Below are 17,528 nucleotides of genomic sequence, written 5' to 3'. Positions count from 1 at the left end.
ACAGGGTTCAACAAGGGAAAACTTTAGATGCTAACTACAAGGTAAGTTCGTAATGCAGTGATTGGTAACTTAGCACGCCTGAAAGCGAACGTCCAGCAGCAGGAGATAAATTCACCACTGCCAGACGTTCAGCCCTGAATTACGCCAGGTTGGCGTTCAGGAACTCTTTCAGCTGGCCTTTAGACAGCGCGCCCACTTTGGTCGCGGCGACTTCGCCATTTTTAAACAGCAGCAGCGTCGGGATACCACGAATGCCATACTTCGGCGCCGTGCCTGGGTTATCGTCAATATTCAGCTTAGCGACGGTCAGCTTGCCATCGTACTCTTCTGCCACTTCATCAAGGATTGGCGCGATCATTTTGCAAGGACCACACCATTCAGCCCAGAAATCTACCAGTGTAACGCCGTCGGCTTTCAGCACGTCGGTGTCGAAACTGTCATCAGTCAGATGAACGATTTTATCGCTGCTCATGTTTTACTCCACAAGATTATGCCTGGCGAATTGGCGTAAAATATACCAATGTTGGTTGACTTTATTTCATCGGATACGCTTTCGTAAAGCGATAGTAAGCTGATATTCTACCACACTATGAGCAAAACACACTTAACTGAACAGAAGTTTTCCGACTTCGCCCTGCACCCAAAAGTGGTGGAAGCCCTTGATACCAAAGGCTTTCAATACTGCACGCCGATTCAGGCGTTAGCTCTGCCTTTTACGCTTTCAGGGCGTGATGTCGCAGGCCAGGCGCAAACCGGTACCGGCAAAACGATGGCGTTTCTGACGTCAACGTTTCATCATCTTCTCTCTCATCCTGCGGCGGAAGACCGTCAGGTTAACCAGCCACGGGCATTAATTCTTGCGCCGACGCGCGAACTTGCTGTGCAGATTCACGCGGATGCCGAACCTCTTACCGCCTCAACCGGCCTGAAACTGGGTCTCGCCTATGGCGGAGACGGCTACGATAAACAGCTGAAAGTGCTGGAACAGGGCGTTGATATTCTGGTGGCCACCACCGGGCGTCTGATCGACTACGCCAAGCAGAATCACGTTAACCTCAGTGCCATTCAGGTGATGGTGCTGGACGAAGCCGATCGCATGTTCGATCTCGGCTTTATTAAAGACATTCGCTGGCTGTTCCGTCGGATGCCACCCGCTACCCAGCGCCTGAGCATGCTCTTCTCGGCCACGCTCTCCTACCGCGTGCGTGAACTGGCGTTTGAGCACATGAACAGCGCCGAATATGTTGAAGTGGAACCGGAACAAAAAACCGGCCATCGCATTCAGGAAGAGCTTTTCTATCCGTCTAACGAAGAGAAAATGCGCCTGTTGCAGACCCTGCTGGAAGAAGAGTGGCCGGATCGCGCCATTGTCTTCGCCAACACCAAGCACCGCTGCGAAGACATCTGGGGCCACCTGGCCGCCGATGGACACCGTGTTGGCCTGCTGACCGGCGACGTGGCGCAGAAGAAGCGCCTGCGCATCCTGGATGACTTCACCCGCGGTGATGTGGATATTCTGGTCGCCACTGACGTTGCGGCTCGTGGCCTGCATATCCCGGCGGTGACGCACGTCTTTAACTACGATCTGCCCGACGATTGTGAAGATTACGTCCACCGTATTGGTCGTACCGGCCGCGCCGGCGCCAGCGGACACTCGATCAGCCTCGCCTGTGAAGAGTACGCGCTGAACCTGCCTTCCATCGAAGAGTATATTGGCCACAGCATTCCGGTGAGCAAATACAGCAGCGAAGCGTTGTTAACCGATTTACCGCCACCGAAACGTCTGCAACGCAGCCGCTCGGGCAATGGCCCGCGTCGCGGGGGCAATAACGCCAATCGTCGCGGTGCACCACGCAACAACAACCGTAAACGTTCGGGTTAAGCTCACCATGCTAAGCGCATCGTCACTTTATGCAGCGATTGATTTAGGATCTAACAGCTTTCATATGTTGGTGGTGCGCGAGGTCTCTGGCACGATTCAGACCATCGCGAAAATCAAGCGCAAGGTTCGCCTTGCTGCGGGTCTGGATAAGCATAACCAGCTGTCAGCCGACGCCATGGCGCGAGGCTGGCAGTGCCTGAAACTCTTCTCTGAACAGTTGCAGGATATTCCGCCCGATCAGATCCGCGTGGTGGCGACCGCCACCCTGCGTCTGGCGGCGAACGCGCAGACCTTCCTCGACACCGCACAACAGATCCTCGGCTGTAGCATCAACGTGATCAGCGGTGAAGAGGAAGCGCGCCTGATTTATCAGGGCGTGGCGCACACCACCGGCGGTTCCGACCAGCGCTTAGTGGTCGACATCGGCGGCGGCAGTACCGAGCTGGCGAGCGGCGATGGATCGCACGCCTCGGTGCTGTTCAGCCTGTCGATGGGCTGTGTGACCTGGCTGGAGCGCTTCTTCAGCGACCGCCATCTGGCACAGGAGAACTTCGACCAGGCCGAGCAGGCCGCGCGTGAGATGGTCCAGCCGGTGGCGGCGCAGCTGCGTCAGCAGGGCTGGCAGGCGTGCGTCGGGGCATCCGGCACGGTGCAGGCACTCCAGGAGATCATGGTGGCGCAGGGCATGGATGAGCGCATCACGCTGAACAAGCTGCAACAGCTGAAGCAGCGCGCCATTCAGTGCGGCAAGCTGGAAGAGCTTGAGATCGAAGGGCTGACGCTGGAACGGGCGCTGGTTTTCCCCAGCGGCCTGTCGATTCTGATCGCCATTTTCCAGGAGCTGGGTATTGATAGCATGACGCTGGCAGGCGGCGCGCTGCGGGAAGGGCTGGTCTACGGCATGCTGCATTTGCCGATCGACCGCGATATTCGCACCCGCACGCTGCACAACGTCCAGCGTCGTTTCAGCATCGACGTCGACCAGGCCGATCGCGTGCGTCAGTTAGCGGAGAGCTTTTTTCGGCAGGTTGCCACACCGTGGAAACTGGATCAGCGCTGTCGCGAGCTGCTGCTGAGCGCCTGCGCCATTCATGAAATTGGCCTGAGCGTCGACTTCCGCCACGCCCCGCAACATGCGGCCTATCTGGTCAGCCACCTCGATCTGCCCGGCTTCACACCGGCGCAGAAGAAGCTGCTGGCCTGTCTGCTGCAAAACCAGAGTGGCAGCATCGATTTAGCGCTGCTGACCCAGCAGAACGCCCTGCCGCCGCGTCTGGCGGAGCGGATGTGTCGCCTGCTGCGGCTGGCGATTATCTTCTCCAGCCGCCGTCGCGATGACACCCTGCCCGCGGTCAGGCTTCAGGCCAATGAGGACGCGCTGCATCTGACCCTGCCTGCGGGCTGGCTGGAGGCGCATCCGCTGCGCAGCGAGCTGCTGGAGCAGGAGAGCCACTATCAGTCTTATGTCCACTGGTCGCTGACCCTGTCGTGATGATCCTCGCGTGAGGCGAATCCCTTCGCCTCCGCGTTTTTAGCGGCTCAGCCCTTTTTCGCCTTCTCCAGCATCGCCTTCAGACCGGCAACCCGGCTCTGCCCGGTTTTCATCCGCTCTTCCGCGCTGACCACCTTGCGCTCGGTTTCCCATTGCAGATCGTCCTGCGGCAGCTCCAGCAGAAAACGGCTCGGCTCAGGCCGGACCAGCTCGCCATACTGTCGGCGCTCACGGCACAGGGTAAAGGTCAGCTCTTTCTGCGCCCGTGTGATCCCCACATACGCGAGGCGGCGCTCCTCTTCGATGTTGTTCTCATCGATGCTGCTCTGGTGCGGCAGCAGTCCCTCTTCCATGCCGACCAGGAACACATAGGGGAACTCCAGCCCTTTCGAGGCGTGCAGCGTCATCAGCTGCACCTGATCCAGCTCCTCCTCGCTTTCGCCGCGCTCCATCATGTCGCGCAGGGTAAAGCGCGTCACCACCTGCGCCAGCGTCATCGGCTCATCAATATCGCTGCCTTCCAGCATTTCGCTCATCCACTGAAACAGCGTGTTGACGTTCTTCATCCGCATTTCGGCCGCTTTCGGGCTGCCGGAGGTTTCAAACAGCCAGCTCTCATAGTCGATGCCTCGGATCAAATCGCGCACCGCGTTTACCGGCTCACGCTCGCTCAGCTGGATAATCTCATGCAGCCAGTGGGTAAACCGTTGCAGATGCTCCAGGCCGCGACCGCTCAGCGTCTGCCCCAGGCCAACATCGAAGCTGGCGTTAAACAGGCTCTTGTTACGCAGATTGGCCCACTCGCCGAGCTTTTGCAGCGTGGCCGGGCCAATCTCGCGGCGCGGCGTGTTAACAATGCGCAGAAAGGCGCTGTCATCCTCGGGATTGGTCAGCACGCGCAGATAAGCCAGCAGATCTTTAATCTCCGGGCGCGAGAAAAAGGAGGTGCCGCCAGAGATGCGATAGGGGATACGGTTCTGCATCAGAAACTTTTCAAAAGTGCGCGACTGGTGGTTGCCGCGGTAGAGGATCGCGTAATCTTTATACTGGGTCTTGTTGATAAAGTGATGCGCGATCAGCTCGCCGGTCACCCGTTCCGCCTCATGCTCCTCGCTGTTGGCGGTCAGCACCTTCAGCTCGCTGCCCTGCCCCAGCTCCGAAAACAGGCGCTTCTCAAACACGTGCGGGTTATTGGCAATCAGGATATTGGCCGCCTTGAGAATGCGCTGCGAAGAGCGATAGTTCTGCTCCAGTTTCACCACCTCCAGCGCCGGGAAATCCTGATTCAGCAGCACCAGGTTCTGCGGGCGCGCGCCGCGCCAGGAGTAGATCGACTGGTCATCATCACCCACCACGGTAAACCGCGCCCGCGCCCCCACCAGCAGTTTGACCAGCTCATACTGGCTGGTGTTGGTGTCCTGATACTCATCCACCAGCAGATAGCGGATACGCTGCTGCCAGCGCTCACGCACCTCCAGATTCCGCTGCAACAGCAGCGTCGGCAGCAGGATCAGGTCGTCAAAATCGAGCACATTGCACGATTTGAGATGCTGGCTGTAGAGGGCGTAGCAGTGCGCGAAAATATTATCCTGCTGCGAGCGCGCCAGCGCGGCGGCGCCCGCCGGATCGATCAGGTCGTTTTTCCAGTTTGAGATGGTGGAGATCAGCTGCTGCAACAGCGTCTTATCCTCTTCCAGCCACTCTCTGGTCAGCTCTTTCAGCAGGGCGAGCTGATCCTGATCGTCGAACAGCGAGAAGTTCGACTTCATGCCCAGCGCCGCGGTTTCGCGCTTGATGATCTCCAGCCCCAGGGTATGGAAGGTTGAGATCAGCAGGCCGCGCGCCTCTTTGCGGCCCAGCGTCTGCGCCACACGCTCCTTCATTTCGCGCGAGGCTTTATTGGTAAAGGTCACCGCGGCGATATGACGCGCCTGATAGCCACATTCCCGAATCAGATGGGCAATTTTATTGGTAATGACGCGGGTTTTACCCGATCCCGCACCCGCCAGCACCAGACAGGGACCGGTAACAAATTCGACGGCACGTTGTTGGCTGGGGTTTAAACGCATAGGAGAAATCGCCTGATTGAATCAAAAGAAAGGGGTTTATACTGGGCGGCAATTATACACAACCGAGATACCAACATGGCGAAAACCGCGGCGGCTTTACACATCCTGGTCAAAGAGGAAGCGCTGGCAAAAGAGATCCTGGCGAAACTGGCGAAGGGCGGCAATTTCCAGCAGCTGGCAAAAAAGCACTCAACCTGTCCTTCGGGCCGTAAGGGGGGCGAGCTGGGGGAATTTCGTCAGGGGCAGATGGTGCCCGCTTTTGATAAAGCGGTCTTTAGCTGCCCGCTGCTGACGCCTTACGGGCCGGTGAAGACCGGCTTTGGTTATCACATTATCAAAGTGCTCTATCGCAACTAGTTACTTCTTCTGCTTCATCTGCTGCAACACGTTGCTGCACTGGTTATCTTCGTTATCACTCGGCGAGATCAGTGCCAGCAACGCGGCCGCCGGCCCGACCACGGCGCCCAGCGCCACGGCGGCGGCACCACGGGCCAGCAACGGTCCCGTTTTCACCCCGGCATCGGGATTTTTAAAGGTGCCACGCACGTAGAGCGGTGAGCGCAGGGTAAAGACGCGCATCCCTTTGCTCTCCGGGTTCACCGACAGATCCATACGCTCATTGGCGAAGTTGGCGTTACCTGACACATTGATAACGGCGTTCTCGGTATCAAACACAAACAGGTTCGGCGTCGCGACCCCATTTTGCAGCTTAATATCGGTGGCGGCGCAGTTAATGCGAACCTGGTCATCGCCGAACAGTTTGCCGACCACGTAGTTACCGACGTTAAGTCCGGCAATCTCCATCAGACTGCGGCTTATCAGGCCGTCATTCATCAGCAGCTTCAGTTGCCCGTTACTGGTCGCCAGCAGATCGGCCACAGAGTTACCGGTGCCGGTAAAGCTGGCATCGCCATTCAGCTGGCCGAGACTGTTCTGCATCGCCTGTACATCGGGGAAGAGCTGACGCAGGCGCAGCTTGCGCGCATGCAGGTCAACCCGGCCGCGCATCGGCGAGCGATCGCCCTCCAGCCGGATGGTACTGTTGAGATTGCCGCCCGCGATACCAAAGCGCAGCGGATCGAGCAGCAGATTGCCATTCTTCAGCTGTAAATGGGTATAAAGATCGCTTAACGGCAGCGAATTGCTGTGTTCGATACGTTTGCCGCTGAACTTCACGTCAGCATCCATTACGTCCCAGTTTTTGGTCTCGAATTTATCGTGCGGCAGGACACGGTCCGCTGGCTGGTTCGACTTCTCCCCACGCCGGGCTTTGGCCTGTGCCGTCTTCTCGCTGCCTTTGCCGGAGTCCACGCCAATCAGTGGTCCCAGATCCGCCATGCGCAGCTGCTCAGAAGAGAGTTCACCGCTGAGTGTCGGCCGCGGTTTGCCCTGGCTGTAGATCAGCGAGCCGTGAATATCACTGTCGCCAATATGTCCGTTGAATTTCTCATAGCGGTAGACCGCGCCCTTCTCGCCGCTGAATTTAGCAATCAGGTGGCCGTCGGTTTCATAGGGCGGTGTATCCGGCAACAGAACGCCGGTCAGCCCATAGAGATTGGCCAGCGTATCGCCTGAAAAGCGCAGCCGCACATTGACGCCACCGAGGTTCATCGGGTCCTGAACGCCGCCAGTCACCTGCACCCGGGTAGTGCCGTTACGCAGATCGGCCTGCACCGGGAACGGGGTGTTCTGGCTGCGCAGCGACAGCATCCCGCCAATCTTGCCCTCGCCGCTGAGTTTCTCGTTGTTATAGCTGCCGTTGGCCCGCCAGCCAAAGACAAAGTCCCCCGCGCCCTGCTGTTTATCGTCGCCCCCGGCGATCTGCGCGTAGGGCACCGGTTTACCCAGCGGATTGACCTCTACCGTCACGTCGGCATGGTTAATCGCGTCGCGATAGCGGATCTGGCCCTGATCAAACAGGATGTTATCAAGGCGGAATGTCCAGGCGGAGGGAGGCGCACTTTTATCCTCTTTGTCGCTGCCGGCGAGGGTAAAGGTCCAGTTATTCTTCTTATCGGCGGTCTGGATCAGCCGCGCATCGGGCCGCTGCAACTTAATCCACGGGATAAACAGCTCTTTATGCAGCAGCGCCAGCGGGGCCAGGGTGGCATCCGCCCGTTGCAGATGCACCATCGTGACCTCGTCAATTCCAGGCGGGTTGCCCAGCATAATATCTTCCGCGTGCAGCTGCGGCCACGGCACCCAGCGCCGCCAGCCCGACTCGTCGCGGTTACGCACCCAGTCGATCCCCAGATCGCCGCGTATCGCAAAAGGACGGTTTAATTCCGTCGAGACTTTCTGGTTGATGACAGGCTTCAGGCGATTCCAGTCAAAAGTCGCGATCACCACCACAATCACCACGATCAACAGCAACAGAATACCCACAACCCAACTGACTATTTTCCCGGTTCGCGACATGATGCTCTCTCCTTGCACTTTCAGGGTCTGCGTTAAAGATAGTCGAGGCAGGGAGAGCAGGGAAGCGCGACAGCAAGGTGATTTCGTTCAGAAAAGGGGAACGGCGCTGAAAAACAGCCGCCCTGTCGCGCAGATTTGAACAGCAGGAGTGGCAGCCTCTCACGGGCATGCAGGTGCCGGTGAGATTGGTCTCGCAATTAAAATAAAACGCCGTTTTAAAATCATTGACGTCTGCCATACCAGACGCGAGACTAACCGGATATTTCACTACGGGTTTAAAACCATGACGCAGAAGAAAATCGCCATCATTGGTGAGTGCATGATTGAGCTGTCCGAGAAAGGTGAGAACATCAAACGCGGCTTTGGCGGCGATACGCTGAACACCGCGGTTTACCTCGCCCGTCAGGTCGAAGCGTCACAGCTGCGGGTCGATTATGTCACCGCGCTCGGCACCGACTCGTTCAGCGATCAGATGATCGCCGCCTGGCAGCAGGAGAAGGTCAATACCGACCTGATTCAGCGCCTCGACAACAAAATGCCGGGCCTCTATGTGATTGAAACCGACGCCGACGGCGAGCGCACCTTCTGGTACTGGCGCAGTGACGCCGCCGCCCGCTACTGGCTCGACAGCCCGCAATCGGCGGCGATCAGCGATCAGCTGGCACACTACGACTATCTCTATCTGAGCGGTATCAGCCTGGCGATTCTGCCCCCCGCCAGTCGCGAGAAGCTGATGGCGCTGCTGGCACGCTGCCGCGCGAACGGCGGCCGGGTGATTTTCGATAACAACTACCGTCCCCGTTTATGGCCCGACCAGGCCAGCGCGCAGCACGCCTATCGCGCCATGCTCCGCTGCACCGATACCGCCTTCCTGACGCTGGATGATGAACATCTGCTGTGGGGCGAGCAGCCGCTGGAGGCGGTAATTGCCCGGACCCGCGAGGCGGGCGCCAGTGAGATTGTGATTAAGCGCGGCGCGGACGCCTGCCTGATCGCTATCGGCGATGCGCCGCTGATTGAGGTGCCTGCGATAAAGCTGGCGAAAGAGAAGGTGATCGATACCACCGCCGCCGGCGACTCCTTCAGCGCCGGTTATCTGGCGCGTCGTCTGACCGGCGACTCTGCGGAAGCGGCCGCGCAGCGCGGCCATCTCACCGCCAGCACGGTGATTCAGCATCGCGGTGCGATTATCCCAACAGAGGCGATGCCTGACTGAAGCGGCGGTGCGCGCAATGCGCCAGCAGGCGCATTGCGCGTTTCACGCGCTCAGTGGCTGACTGAATTGCAGCTGATAGAGCCGGGCATAGGCCCCGTTTTTTGCCAGCAACGCCTGATGCGTACCACGTTCAACAATCTCCCCCTCCTCTACCAGCAGGATCTCATCCGCCTTTTCGATGGTGGAGAGCCGGTGCGCGATAATCAGGGTGGTGCGGTTTTGCTGTAACCTCTCCAGCGCCGACTGAATGGCGCGTTCAGATTCGGTATCCAGGGCGGAGGTCGCTTCGTCGAGGATCAGGATCGGGCTGTCGCGCAGCAGGGCGCGGGCGATAGCGATGCGCTGGCGCTGACCGCCCGACAGCAGCACCCCATTCTCGCCAATCACCGTATCCAGCCCGTTATCCATTTTGTTAATAAACTCCATCGCATGCGCCATCTCCGCCGCCTTTTCGATCGCTTCCCGGCTGAACACATCCGTGCGCGCATAGGCGATATTGTTCGCCACCGTGTCATTGAACAGGTGAACATGCTGGGACACCAGCGCCACCTGCTCGCGCAGCGAGGCCAGGGTGTACTCACGCAGATCGTGACCATCCAGCAAAATCTCTCCGCTGTCGATGTCGTAAAACCGCGTCAGCAGGCTGGCGAGAGTCGACTTACCCGACCCGGAGCGGCCGACCAGCGCCACGGTTTTACCGGCGGGAATATGCAGACTGATATGCTTCAGCGCCGGGGTTTCCGCGCCGGGATAGGTAAAGGTCACATCGCGGAACGCCAGCTCGCCGGTGGCGCGCTGCACCACTCTTGTCCCTTCATCTTTCTCCTGTGGCGTATCCAGAATGGCGAACAGCGTCTGACAGGCGGCCATCCCGCGCTGGAACTGGGCGTTAACGTTGGTCAGCGACTTTAACGGACGCATCAGCATCAGCATGGCGGAAAAGACCGCGCTGATGGTGCCCGCCGTCAGGGTCGCCATCACCGAGGGAAAACTGGCCGCGTAGAGCACAAAGGCCAGCGCGAAGGAGGCGAGCAGCTGAATAAGGGGATCGGAAAGCGAGGTGGTGGAGACCATCTTCATGCCCTGGCGGCGCATTTTGTTGCTGACCTGCTCAAAGCGGGCGGTTTCCACCTGCTGGCCGCCAAACATCAGCACCTCTTTATGCCCTTTCAGCATCTGTTCGGTGCGGGTCGTCACCTGGCCCATGGTGTTCTGCATATTCTTGCTGATGCTGCGAAAACGCTTAGAGACGAGGCGGATCGCCAGCGACACAATCGGTGCCAGCACAATCAGAATCAGCGACAGCTGCCAGCTGTAGTAGAACATCATGACAAACAGGCCAATGATGGAAGCCCCTTCACGCACCACCGTCACCAGCGCGCTGGAGGAAGAAGAAGCGACCTGTTCGCAGTCGTAACTGATACGCGAGAGCAGCGTACCGGTCGATTGCTGATCGAAAAACGCCACCGGCATGCCCATCATATGGCTGAACAGGCGACGGCGCAGGGTCATCACCACTTTGCCCGACACCCAGGAGATCGAATAATTTGAGATATAGCCGCTCACCCCGCGGATCAGGATCAGCCCGATAATCACCAGCGGCATCCAGAGCAGAATGCCGTGGTTATTTTTGCCAATCACGTCGTCGAGCAACGTTTTCAGCAGGGTGAGCATAAATGGATCTATCGCGGCGTTCACGATCAGCGCGACGCCGGCGGCTAACAGTCCCAGCCTGAATGGAGAAATCGTCGGCCACAGGCGACAAAAGGTTTGTCTGGTGGAGAGATTTGTATCAAACATGGAATGGATCTTACCGTTGTGAATGAGTGGATGATGTTATGTTAAAGCGCATCAACCAACAGGAAACTGCTGCCGGTCAATCGGTGATAAGTATTCCCAAATGAGACTACATCAGGGTTTTTACCCCGCCGCAGGCCCCTTCACCGGGTAAAAACCATTACCTCGCCTTAATAGCCCGCCGCGTGTTATCCGGTAAATTGCGGCTAACGAAGCGCGCTGTGCCAGCCATTTACCTTAAGCTGAAAAATCGTGATTAAACGCAGGACCGGAAGAAAATCCGGCTTCAGGACCGCTTATAATTTATCCATTAATATTAGTGGTTTATCCATCAAAACCCGCCACCAGGCATAGTCCGAATCTGGTCAGATCCGCCCTTTTCGGATGGACGACCGCCTGAAAAAAGACCATCTTTTAATCAACCACAGCAGGACGCTGTGCTCTCCGGCCGCGAACAAAACAACGATAAATATTCCCCGCATCAGGACATATTATGCACACAGAAATCATCAATATCTGGCCGCACGGTGATGCGCCAGGCGCCAGCGATTCGCGGGCGCAGCCACAGATTGTCGACATGGCAAAAGAGTATGAGCCTTACGATCGCGCGGCGACCGGCGTGCGCTGCCCGGAGATGGCGATCTGGCATCCGGTTGAATCAAATGGGATTACGCTGCTGGTGGCACCGGGCGGTGGCTATCAGCGGGTGATGATCGATCGGGAAGGGAGCGCGCTGGCGACCTTCTTCACCTCGATGGGCTACACCCTGGCGGTGATGACCTATCGCCTGCCCTATGACGGACATCACGAAGGCCCGGACGCGCCACTGGCCGATGCTCAGCGTGCGGTTCGGGTGCTGCGTGACCGGGCGCAGCGCGGTCTGAATGGCAAATATATCGTGATGATGGGCTTCTCCGCCGGCGGACACGTGGCGGCCAGCCTCGGCACCCGCTTCGCAGAGAAACTCTATCCGGTGCAGGATGGCGCAGAAAACTTCTCGCCCCGTCCCGATGCGATGGTGCTGGTCTATCCGGTGATCAGTATGCGCGACGGGCTTGCCCACGAAGGCGCACGTACCCGCCTGCTGGGTGCCTGGCCCGATCAGAAAACCATTGAAGCCTATTCACTGGAAACCCGGGCGCATCCGCTGGTGCCGCCGACGCTGCTGATCCACGCCGCGGACGATGAATCGGTGTCGGTGAATCACAGCATGGCATTTTTCGCGGCGCTGCGTGAGCATAAGGTGCCGGCAGAAGTGCACTTCTATCAGAAAGGCGGGCACGGCTTTGGTATCCGTGGCGTGGCGGATTTGCCCCTCGCCAGCTGGCCAATGTTAGTGACCGAGTGGCTCAGGGCAAAAACCTGAGGCGTTAAGCGGCGGGCGGGACATCCTTAACGTTGCTATCCGGCGGACTGGCATCATTGCTGGCCGCCGGTGCCGCAGGCGGTGCCATCACTTTGTCCCAGTCACTTTGCAGGCTCTTCACGTTGGTTTCCGCTTCCCCTTCCGGCTGGATCAGCACCATCATCAACTCCTGCGACAGCTGCTGACGCAGCTCCTGGTTCAGCTGCTCGCGGGTCAGCCCGGCGAGGAAAGTCTGACGCAATTTCTGATACTGCTCCGGGGCGATGTCGACCACCGCGTTCTGCTGCGAGCGCAGACGCTGGCTCATCAGCACATCGGTATCGGTTCGGGCATAGGTGGTGAACAGCTTGTTCAGCTCCAGCAGCTTCTGCGCCATCAGCGCATCAAACTCCTCCTGCGGCAGCCCTTTATCCCGTACCGCCGCCAGCTCGCGCGCCACCAGATTCATGTTCTGCGCCAGATTTTCGTTGCGGCCATCCATGTTGATAGAGCACTGGGCGCGCTGATACAGCACCCGGCAGTCGAAGCCGACCTGTACGCCCTGCGCTTTGCTGTCACTCAGCGCGCGCTGGACATGCCAGAACAGCGCTTCACGCGCCAGGTCGCCCTGCCAGTAACGCTGTAAATTCTGCGAGTCGCGAATCGGTTGCCACGGCGTATCCCACACCAGCGACAGACGATCCTGGGTCATGTTGCCATTAACCAGATTGACCGGCTCATGCGGCAGCGGCGACAGGGTCGGCAGCGGCGCGGGGGTTTCCCGTTTGCCGGTTAACGGCGAAAAGGTTTTATTGATCTGCTCAGAGAGGCTGCGGCTGTCGACATTGCCGACGACGTAGAGCGTCATCGCGTCAGGGGTATACCAGCGATGGTAGAACTCATTCAGCTGGGCTAAGTCGATCGGCGCGCGCGGCTGCACCGCCGGATCGTGCGCCAGCAGCGCCGAGCCTTTCAGCCGATAGCGCCACCAGACATCCTGGGTATCTTTCGGCCAGGTCGCCACCGGATCGGAGGCGCTCAGCGCGGTACTCACCACCTGCTCGGTAATCGCCATATTGCCCGCGGTCGCCGCCAGCCAGTTCAGCGCTTCTTTCAGCAGCTCGGGGCGGTTATTCGGCAGGCTGAGATTGTATTGGGTGGAGTCATAGGAGGCGATGACCGGCGGCAGCGGATGCTTAGGGTCCATCGCCTGTTGCCATAGCGCGCGCTGCTGTTGGGTGTCGAGCGCGGTGTTATGTACCATCGCCAGCCGCGGCAGCAGGTGGCTGAAGCCGGTCTGCTGCGCACTCTCCACCAGCGAACCGGTATTCACGACCAGGCGCAATTCAATGCGATCGCTGGGCCGTTGCGGCGTGGCCAGTAACTGCCAGCTAAATCCGTTATCCAGCTTGCCTTCCTGCCAGGCCGGATCCGGTTGCAGCGTTTCTGCCTGGAGACCATAGCTGGTTGCCGACAGCATTAATCCACCAACCAAAAGCCGAATTCTGGTGCCCTGCATGTGAACCCCTACTCAAAATAATTCAAATATCGTTATCACTGGCACGTATCGCCGCTGTTATTAACGAACCGGCTGGCGTCGCCGAATCGCGCTGTTATCCAACAGCAAAGTGTTTGACCACAGGAAGCTCAGGATGTCGCGCAGCGAAGTGAAAAACGTTAAAAAAAACAAGTGGGGTTCATTATGCAAATGCCCGCTGTCAGGGCAAGCGACAGCGGGCATTTAGGGGGATTTAAGTGAAATTCAGTGATTAAACTGAAGATTCAGAGGCTTTTTTCTCCTTGTTGCGGCCCGCGAGCGTCTCATTCAGCTGTTTGTGATCCAGCTGATCCACCCACTTCGCCACTACCACAGTCGCGACCCCGTTACCCACCAGATTGGTCAGCGCACGGGCTTCCGACATAAAGCGGTCGATACCGAGGATTAACGCCAGGCCCGCCACCGGCAGATGACCAACCGCCGAGAGCGTCGCCGCCAGCACGATGAAGCCACTGCCGGTCACCCCCGCCGCCCCTTTTGAGGAGAGCAGCAGCACCACCAGCAGCGTAATCTGATGGAAAATATCCATGTGCGCATTGGTCGCCTGAGCGATAAACACCGCGGCCATGGTCAGGTAGATCGAGGTGCCGTCGAGGTTGAAGGAGTAACCGGTCGGGATCACCAGCCCCACCACCGACTTCTTACAGCCCAGCTTTTCCATCTTATCCAGCATGCGCGGCAGCGCAGACTCAGATGAGGAGGTGCCCAGCACAATCAGCAGCTCTTCTTTGATGTAGGCGATGAATTTGAAGATGCTGAAGCCAGCGAACAGACGCGCAATCAGCCCCAGCACCACCACCACAAACAGAATACAGGTGATGTAGAAGCAGATAATCAGCTGGCCCAGCTGCACCAGCGATCCCACCCCATACTTACCGATGGTGAACGCCATCGCGCCAAAGGCTCCTATCGGTGCCAGGCGCATGATCATGTTGATGATGCCGAAGATAACTTTGGAGAAACTTTCAATCACGTTGAAAATCAGCGTGCCGGTGTTACCGAGACGATGCAGGGCAAAACCAAACAGCACGGCAAACAGCAGTACCTGCAAAATATTGCCGCTGGCAAAGGCACCAATCACGCTGTTGGGGATCACATCCAGCAGGAAGGCAACGATACCCTGCTGCTGCGCCTGCTCAGCGTAAACCGCCACCGCTTTGGCATCCAGCGTGGCCGGATCGACATTCATCCCGGCGCCTGGCTGTATAACGTTAACCACAATCAGGCCGATAATCAGAGCGATGGTGCTGACAATTTCAAAATAGAGCAGCGCGACCGCGCCGGTACGCCCGACCGCTTTCATGCTCTCCATGCCCGCGATGCCGGTCACCACGGTACAGAAGATCACCGGGGCGATAATCATCTTGATTAATTTAACAAAGCCATCGCCCAGCGGCTTCATCTGGGTACCGATTTCGGGATAAAAATGGCCTAACAAAACGCCGATGCCAATGGCCATCAGCACCTGGAAATAAAGGCTTTTAAAAAGTGAGGTTTTCATAAACAGGTGTCCACTAACGCCGTGAGGTGATGTTGTCGGATTTGTTATTGTGACTGGCGGGCAACAGAGGTGGCGCCTGACAGTAACCCGAAAATAACACTCTGTTTACGTGATTAATACAGGGTGACAAACCCCCAGGAAACCCTGGGGTCGTAATTCTGAACTGAAACGCTTCAGCAAGGGGTTTTGTAACTAAAATTCTCGCAAAATCAATGAATCAGGCCACTACTTCGGCACCAGAGGGTTTTCAATCCAGTCCTGGTTGAAGCGGATCAGCGGCAGCGCTTCCGCATAGAGGTAGCCCTGACCAATATGAATGCCGCGCGCCAGCAGCCAGTCGCGCTGCTCGGCGGTTTCTACCCCTTCGGCAATCACATCCAGCTGAATAATCTCCGCAATCGCCGCGACGATGCGCACCATGTTGTCATCATCCGGCAGCGCTGCCACAAAGCTGCGGTCCATCTTGATCTTGTTAACCGGCAGCGCTTTCAGCTGATGCAGATAGTTGAGGTTGGAATAGCCCATGCCGAAGTCGTCCAGCGCCACCGCAATACCGGTCTGCTGCAACATACGCAGCAGCGATATTGCCTGCTCGGCATCACCGAACTGGGCGGTTTCGGTCACTTCCAGCACCAGCGTGCCGGGCGCGATGCGGTGGCGCGTCAGCAGCGCCTGCAAATGCGGCACCATGCTGCTGTCCCGCAGCTGCACCGCCGAAATATTGACGCTCAGCGGCAGCATGATGCCCTGATGCTGCCAGCCAGCCAGAATACGGCACGCCTCTTCGAACACCCAGCGGCCAATGGCGGTGATCACACCAATCTCTTCCGCGCTGGCAATAAACTCCTCGCTCAGGCCGTAGTGGCCGTCGGGCTGACGCATCCGCAACAGCGCTTCCGCACCGGCTAACGCCCCGCTGCGCATATCAATCTGTGGTTGCAGGTAGAGGGCGAACTGCTCATCGTGCAGCCCCTGCAAAATATCATGCTCCTGGGTCAGCCGTTTCTGGGCACGCTCGGTCAGGGCGGCATCAAAGAACAGAATCTGGTTTTTGCCCTGATGACGGGCCGACATCATGGCCGAGGTGGCCCGGTCCAGCAGCTCATTGGCGCTCAGCGGTTGATCGTCGCGCAGCGCCAGTCCGATGCTGGCGTTGGGACGCAGTTGCAGCTGGTGCAGATTTACCGGCTGATTCAGGCGGATCATCAGGTTACGCGCCAGCCGCAGCGCGCGGAACGGATTACTGGCGCGCTTCATTAACAGCACAAAGTCGCTGGTGCTGGTCTGCGCCAGCAGGGTGTGGTCATCCAGCGTGCTGCGGATCTTCTCCACCAGCGTCAGCATCAGCGTGTCGCGCTGCTCATCGCTCAGCACGCCGTTGGCCTCCAGCAGCGTCTCCACGCGGATCACCATCAGCGCCAGCGGCCGCTCGGGATTGCACATAAACTGTTCGACCAGCGCCAGAAACAGCGTCCGGTTGGGCAGATCGGTGACGGGGAAATGGGTGGTCAGGCGGCTCATCTCATCATGCACCGCCTCCAGCACCTGCTGATTGCGGTTGTAGCTGCGGATCAGCATTCCAATCTCGTCGTCGCGATGGCTCTGCGGCAGCGACAGCTTATGGGCCAGAATCGACTGCGGCGGCAGCTCCTGCAACTCGCGCGAGATATGACGCAGCGGATGCACAATCAGCCGGTTGATACACCAGCTGATCGACACCGAGAGGATCAGCGCCAGCAGCAGATAGGTGATAATCATGGTCGAGAGCGTGCTGAGGATAAACTGGTAGACGCGCGACGAGTTAGCCTGCAACACCAGATAAGCCAGCGGTTTCGGCATCCCGCTGTTTTCAACGGAATAGAGCGGCAGCGTAATCTGCACCGGCAGCTCAAACAGACGCGCCACCAGGCGCGGCACCGGTTTTTCAGTCTCAAAGTCTGCGTGCAGCGCCTGAAAAGCGTTCGGCAGCACCACATCGGCGCGCGATAAAATCCCGGCGGGTTTCAGGGAGTGCAGAATGTGTTCCGCCTGCGGAATATCGGCGCGCAGCACCGCCTCCGACAGCGGCTGACGGACGGTATGGGCGATATTCTCCATCTGCTGGGCGTAGTCAATCCTGCGCTGCTGCACAAAATGAAACAGTTGGATGACGATAAAGATACTGATGGTGATAACCGCAACCAGCGAAACTGTCGCCATCTGCTTTATCGTAAGTGACCGGCTAACCCGCAAAAATTCTCTCCCGACGAT

At 58.2% G+C, this 17,528-nt stretch carries 12 protein-coding genes; 5 read left to right on the top strand and 7 right to left on the bottom strand.

Annotated elements, in window-relative coordinates; genetic code table 11:
* Positions 1-139: 139 nt before the first annotated feature.
* Positions 140-472, bottom strand: a complete 333-nt coding sequence (gene trxA / locus ACCW71_RS17140) for a thioredoxin TrxA (protein ID WP_436373455.1) — start codon at positions 470-472, stop codon at positions 140-142.
* Between the two features lie 117 nt (positions 473-589).
* On the opposite strand from trxA, the gene rhlB reads away from it, so the two are divergent.
* Positions 590-1,882, top strand: a complete 1,293-nt coding sequence (gene rhlB / locus ACCW71_RS17135) for an ATP-dependent RNA helicase RhlB (protein ID WP_436373453.1) — start codon at positions 590-592, stop codon at positions 1,880-1,882.
* A 7-nt stretch (positions 1,883-1,889) separates the two neighbouring features.
* On the top strand, positions 1,890-3,374 hold the full coding sequence (gene gppA / locus ACCW71_RS17130; RefSeq protein ID WP_436373451.1) for a guanosine-5'-triphosphate,3'-diphosphate diphosphatase: 1,485 nt from the start codon (positions 1,890-1,892) through the stop codon (positions 3,372-3,374).
* A 47-nt stretch (positions 3,375-3,421) separates the two neighbouring features.
* On the opposite strand, the gene rep is transcribed toward gppA, so the two are convergent.
* On the bottom strand, positions 3,422-5,443 hold the full coding sequence (rep, locus tag ACCW71_RS17125) for a DNA helicase Rep (RefSeq protein WP_436373449.1): 2,022 nt from the start codon (positions 5,441-5,443) through the stop codon (positions 3,422-3,424).
* 75 nt (positions 5,444-5,518) lie between these two features.
* Here rep and ppiC point away from each other — a divergent pair, with 75 nt between their 5' ends.
* Positions 5,519-5,800 carry a peptidylprolyl isomerase PpiC gene (gene ppiC, locus ACCW71_RS17120; protein ID WP_436373447.1) on the top strand — a complete coding sequence of 94 codons (282 nt, stop codon included), beginning with the start codon at positions 5,519-5,521 and terminating at the stop codon, positions 5,798-5,800.
* Here ppiC and ACCW71_RS17115 read toward each other — a convergent pair whose 3' ends face one another.
* Positions 5,801-7,861: an AsmA family protein gene (locus ACCW71_RS17115; RefSeq protein WP_436373445.1), complete on the bottom strand. Its 2,061-nt coding sequence runs from the start codon at positions 7,859-7,861 to the stop codon at positions 5,801-5,803.
* A gap of 283 nt (positions 7,862-8,144) precedes the next feature.
* Between ACCW71_RS17115 and ACCW71_RS17110 the strand changes: the two genes are divergently transcribed.
* Entirely contained in the window at positions 8,145-9,077 is a 933-nt protein-coding gene (locus tag ACCW71_RS17110; protein ID WP_436373443.1) for a sugar kinase, read from the top strand.
* Between the two features lie 42 nt (positions 9,078-9,119).
* Here the strand turns inward: ACCW71_RS17110 and msbA are convergent, their stop codons facing one another.
* Positions 9,120-10,877 carry a lipid A ABC transporter ATP-binding protein/permease MsbA gene (msbA, locus tag ACCW71_RS17105; protein ID WP_436373441.1) on the bottom strand — a complete coding sequence of 586 codons (1,758 nt, stop codon included), beginning with the start codon at positions 10,875-10,877 and terminating at the stop codon, positions 9,120-9,122.
* 490 nt (positions 10,878-11,367) lie between these two features.
* Between msbA and ACCW71_RS17100 the strand changes: the two genes are divergently transcribed.
* Positions 11,368-12,240: an alpha/beta hydrolase gene (locus tag ACCW71_RS17100; RefSeq protein WP_436373439.1), complete on the top strand. Its 873-nt coding sequence runs from the start codon at positions 11,368-11,370 to the stop codon at positions 12,238-12,240.
* A 4-nt stretch (positions 12,241-12,244) separates the two neighbouring features.
* Here ACCW71_RS17100 and ACCW71_RS17095 read toward each other — a convergent pair whose 3' ends face one another.
* From ACCW71_RS17095 to hmsP, 3 genes are all read right to left on the bottom strand, one after another.
* Positions 12,245-13,738 carry a M16 family metallopeptidase gene (locus ACCW71_RS17095; protein WP_436373437.1) on the bottom strand — a complete coding sequence of 498 codons (1,494 nt, stop codon included), beginning with the start codon at positions 13,736-13,738 and terminating at the stop codon, positions 12,245-12,247.
* 250 nt (positions 13,739-13,988) lie between these two features.
* Positions 13,989-15,278, bottom strand: a complete 1,290-nt coding sequence (locus tag ACCW71_RS17090; RefSeq protein ID WP_436373435.1) for a dicarboxylate/amino acid:cation symporter — start codon at positions 15,276-15,278, stop codon at positions 13,989-13,991.
* 225 nt (positions 15,279-15,503) lie between these two features.
* Entirely contained in the window at positions 15,504-17,510 is a 2,007-nt protein-coding gene (gene hmsP, locus ACCW71_RS17085; protein WP_436373433.1) for a biofilm formation regulator HmsP, read from the bottom strand.
* Positions 17,511-17,528: the final 18 nt, after the last annotated feature.

It is taken from the genome of Pantoea sp. C2G6, from assembly GCF_051336815.1.
GTDB lineage: Bacteria > Pseudomonadota > Gammaproteobacteria > Enterobacterales > Enterobacteriaceae > Pantoea.
The sequence above is the reverse complement of the archived record's forward strand: the minus strand, read 5'-3'. Positions and strand labels throughout refer to the sequence as shown.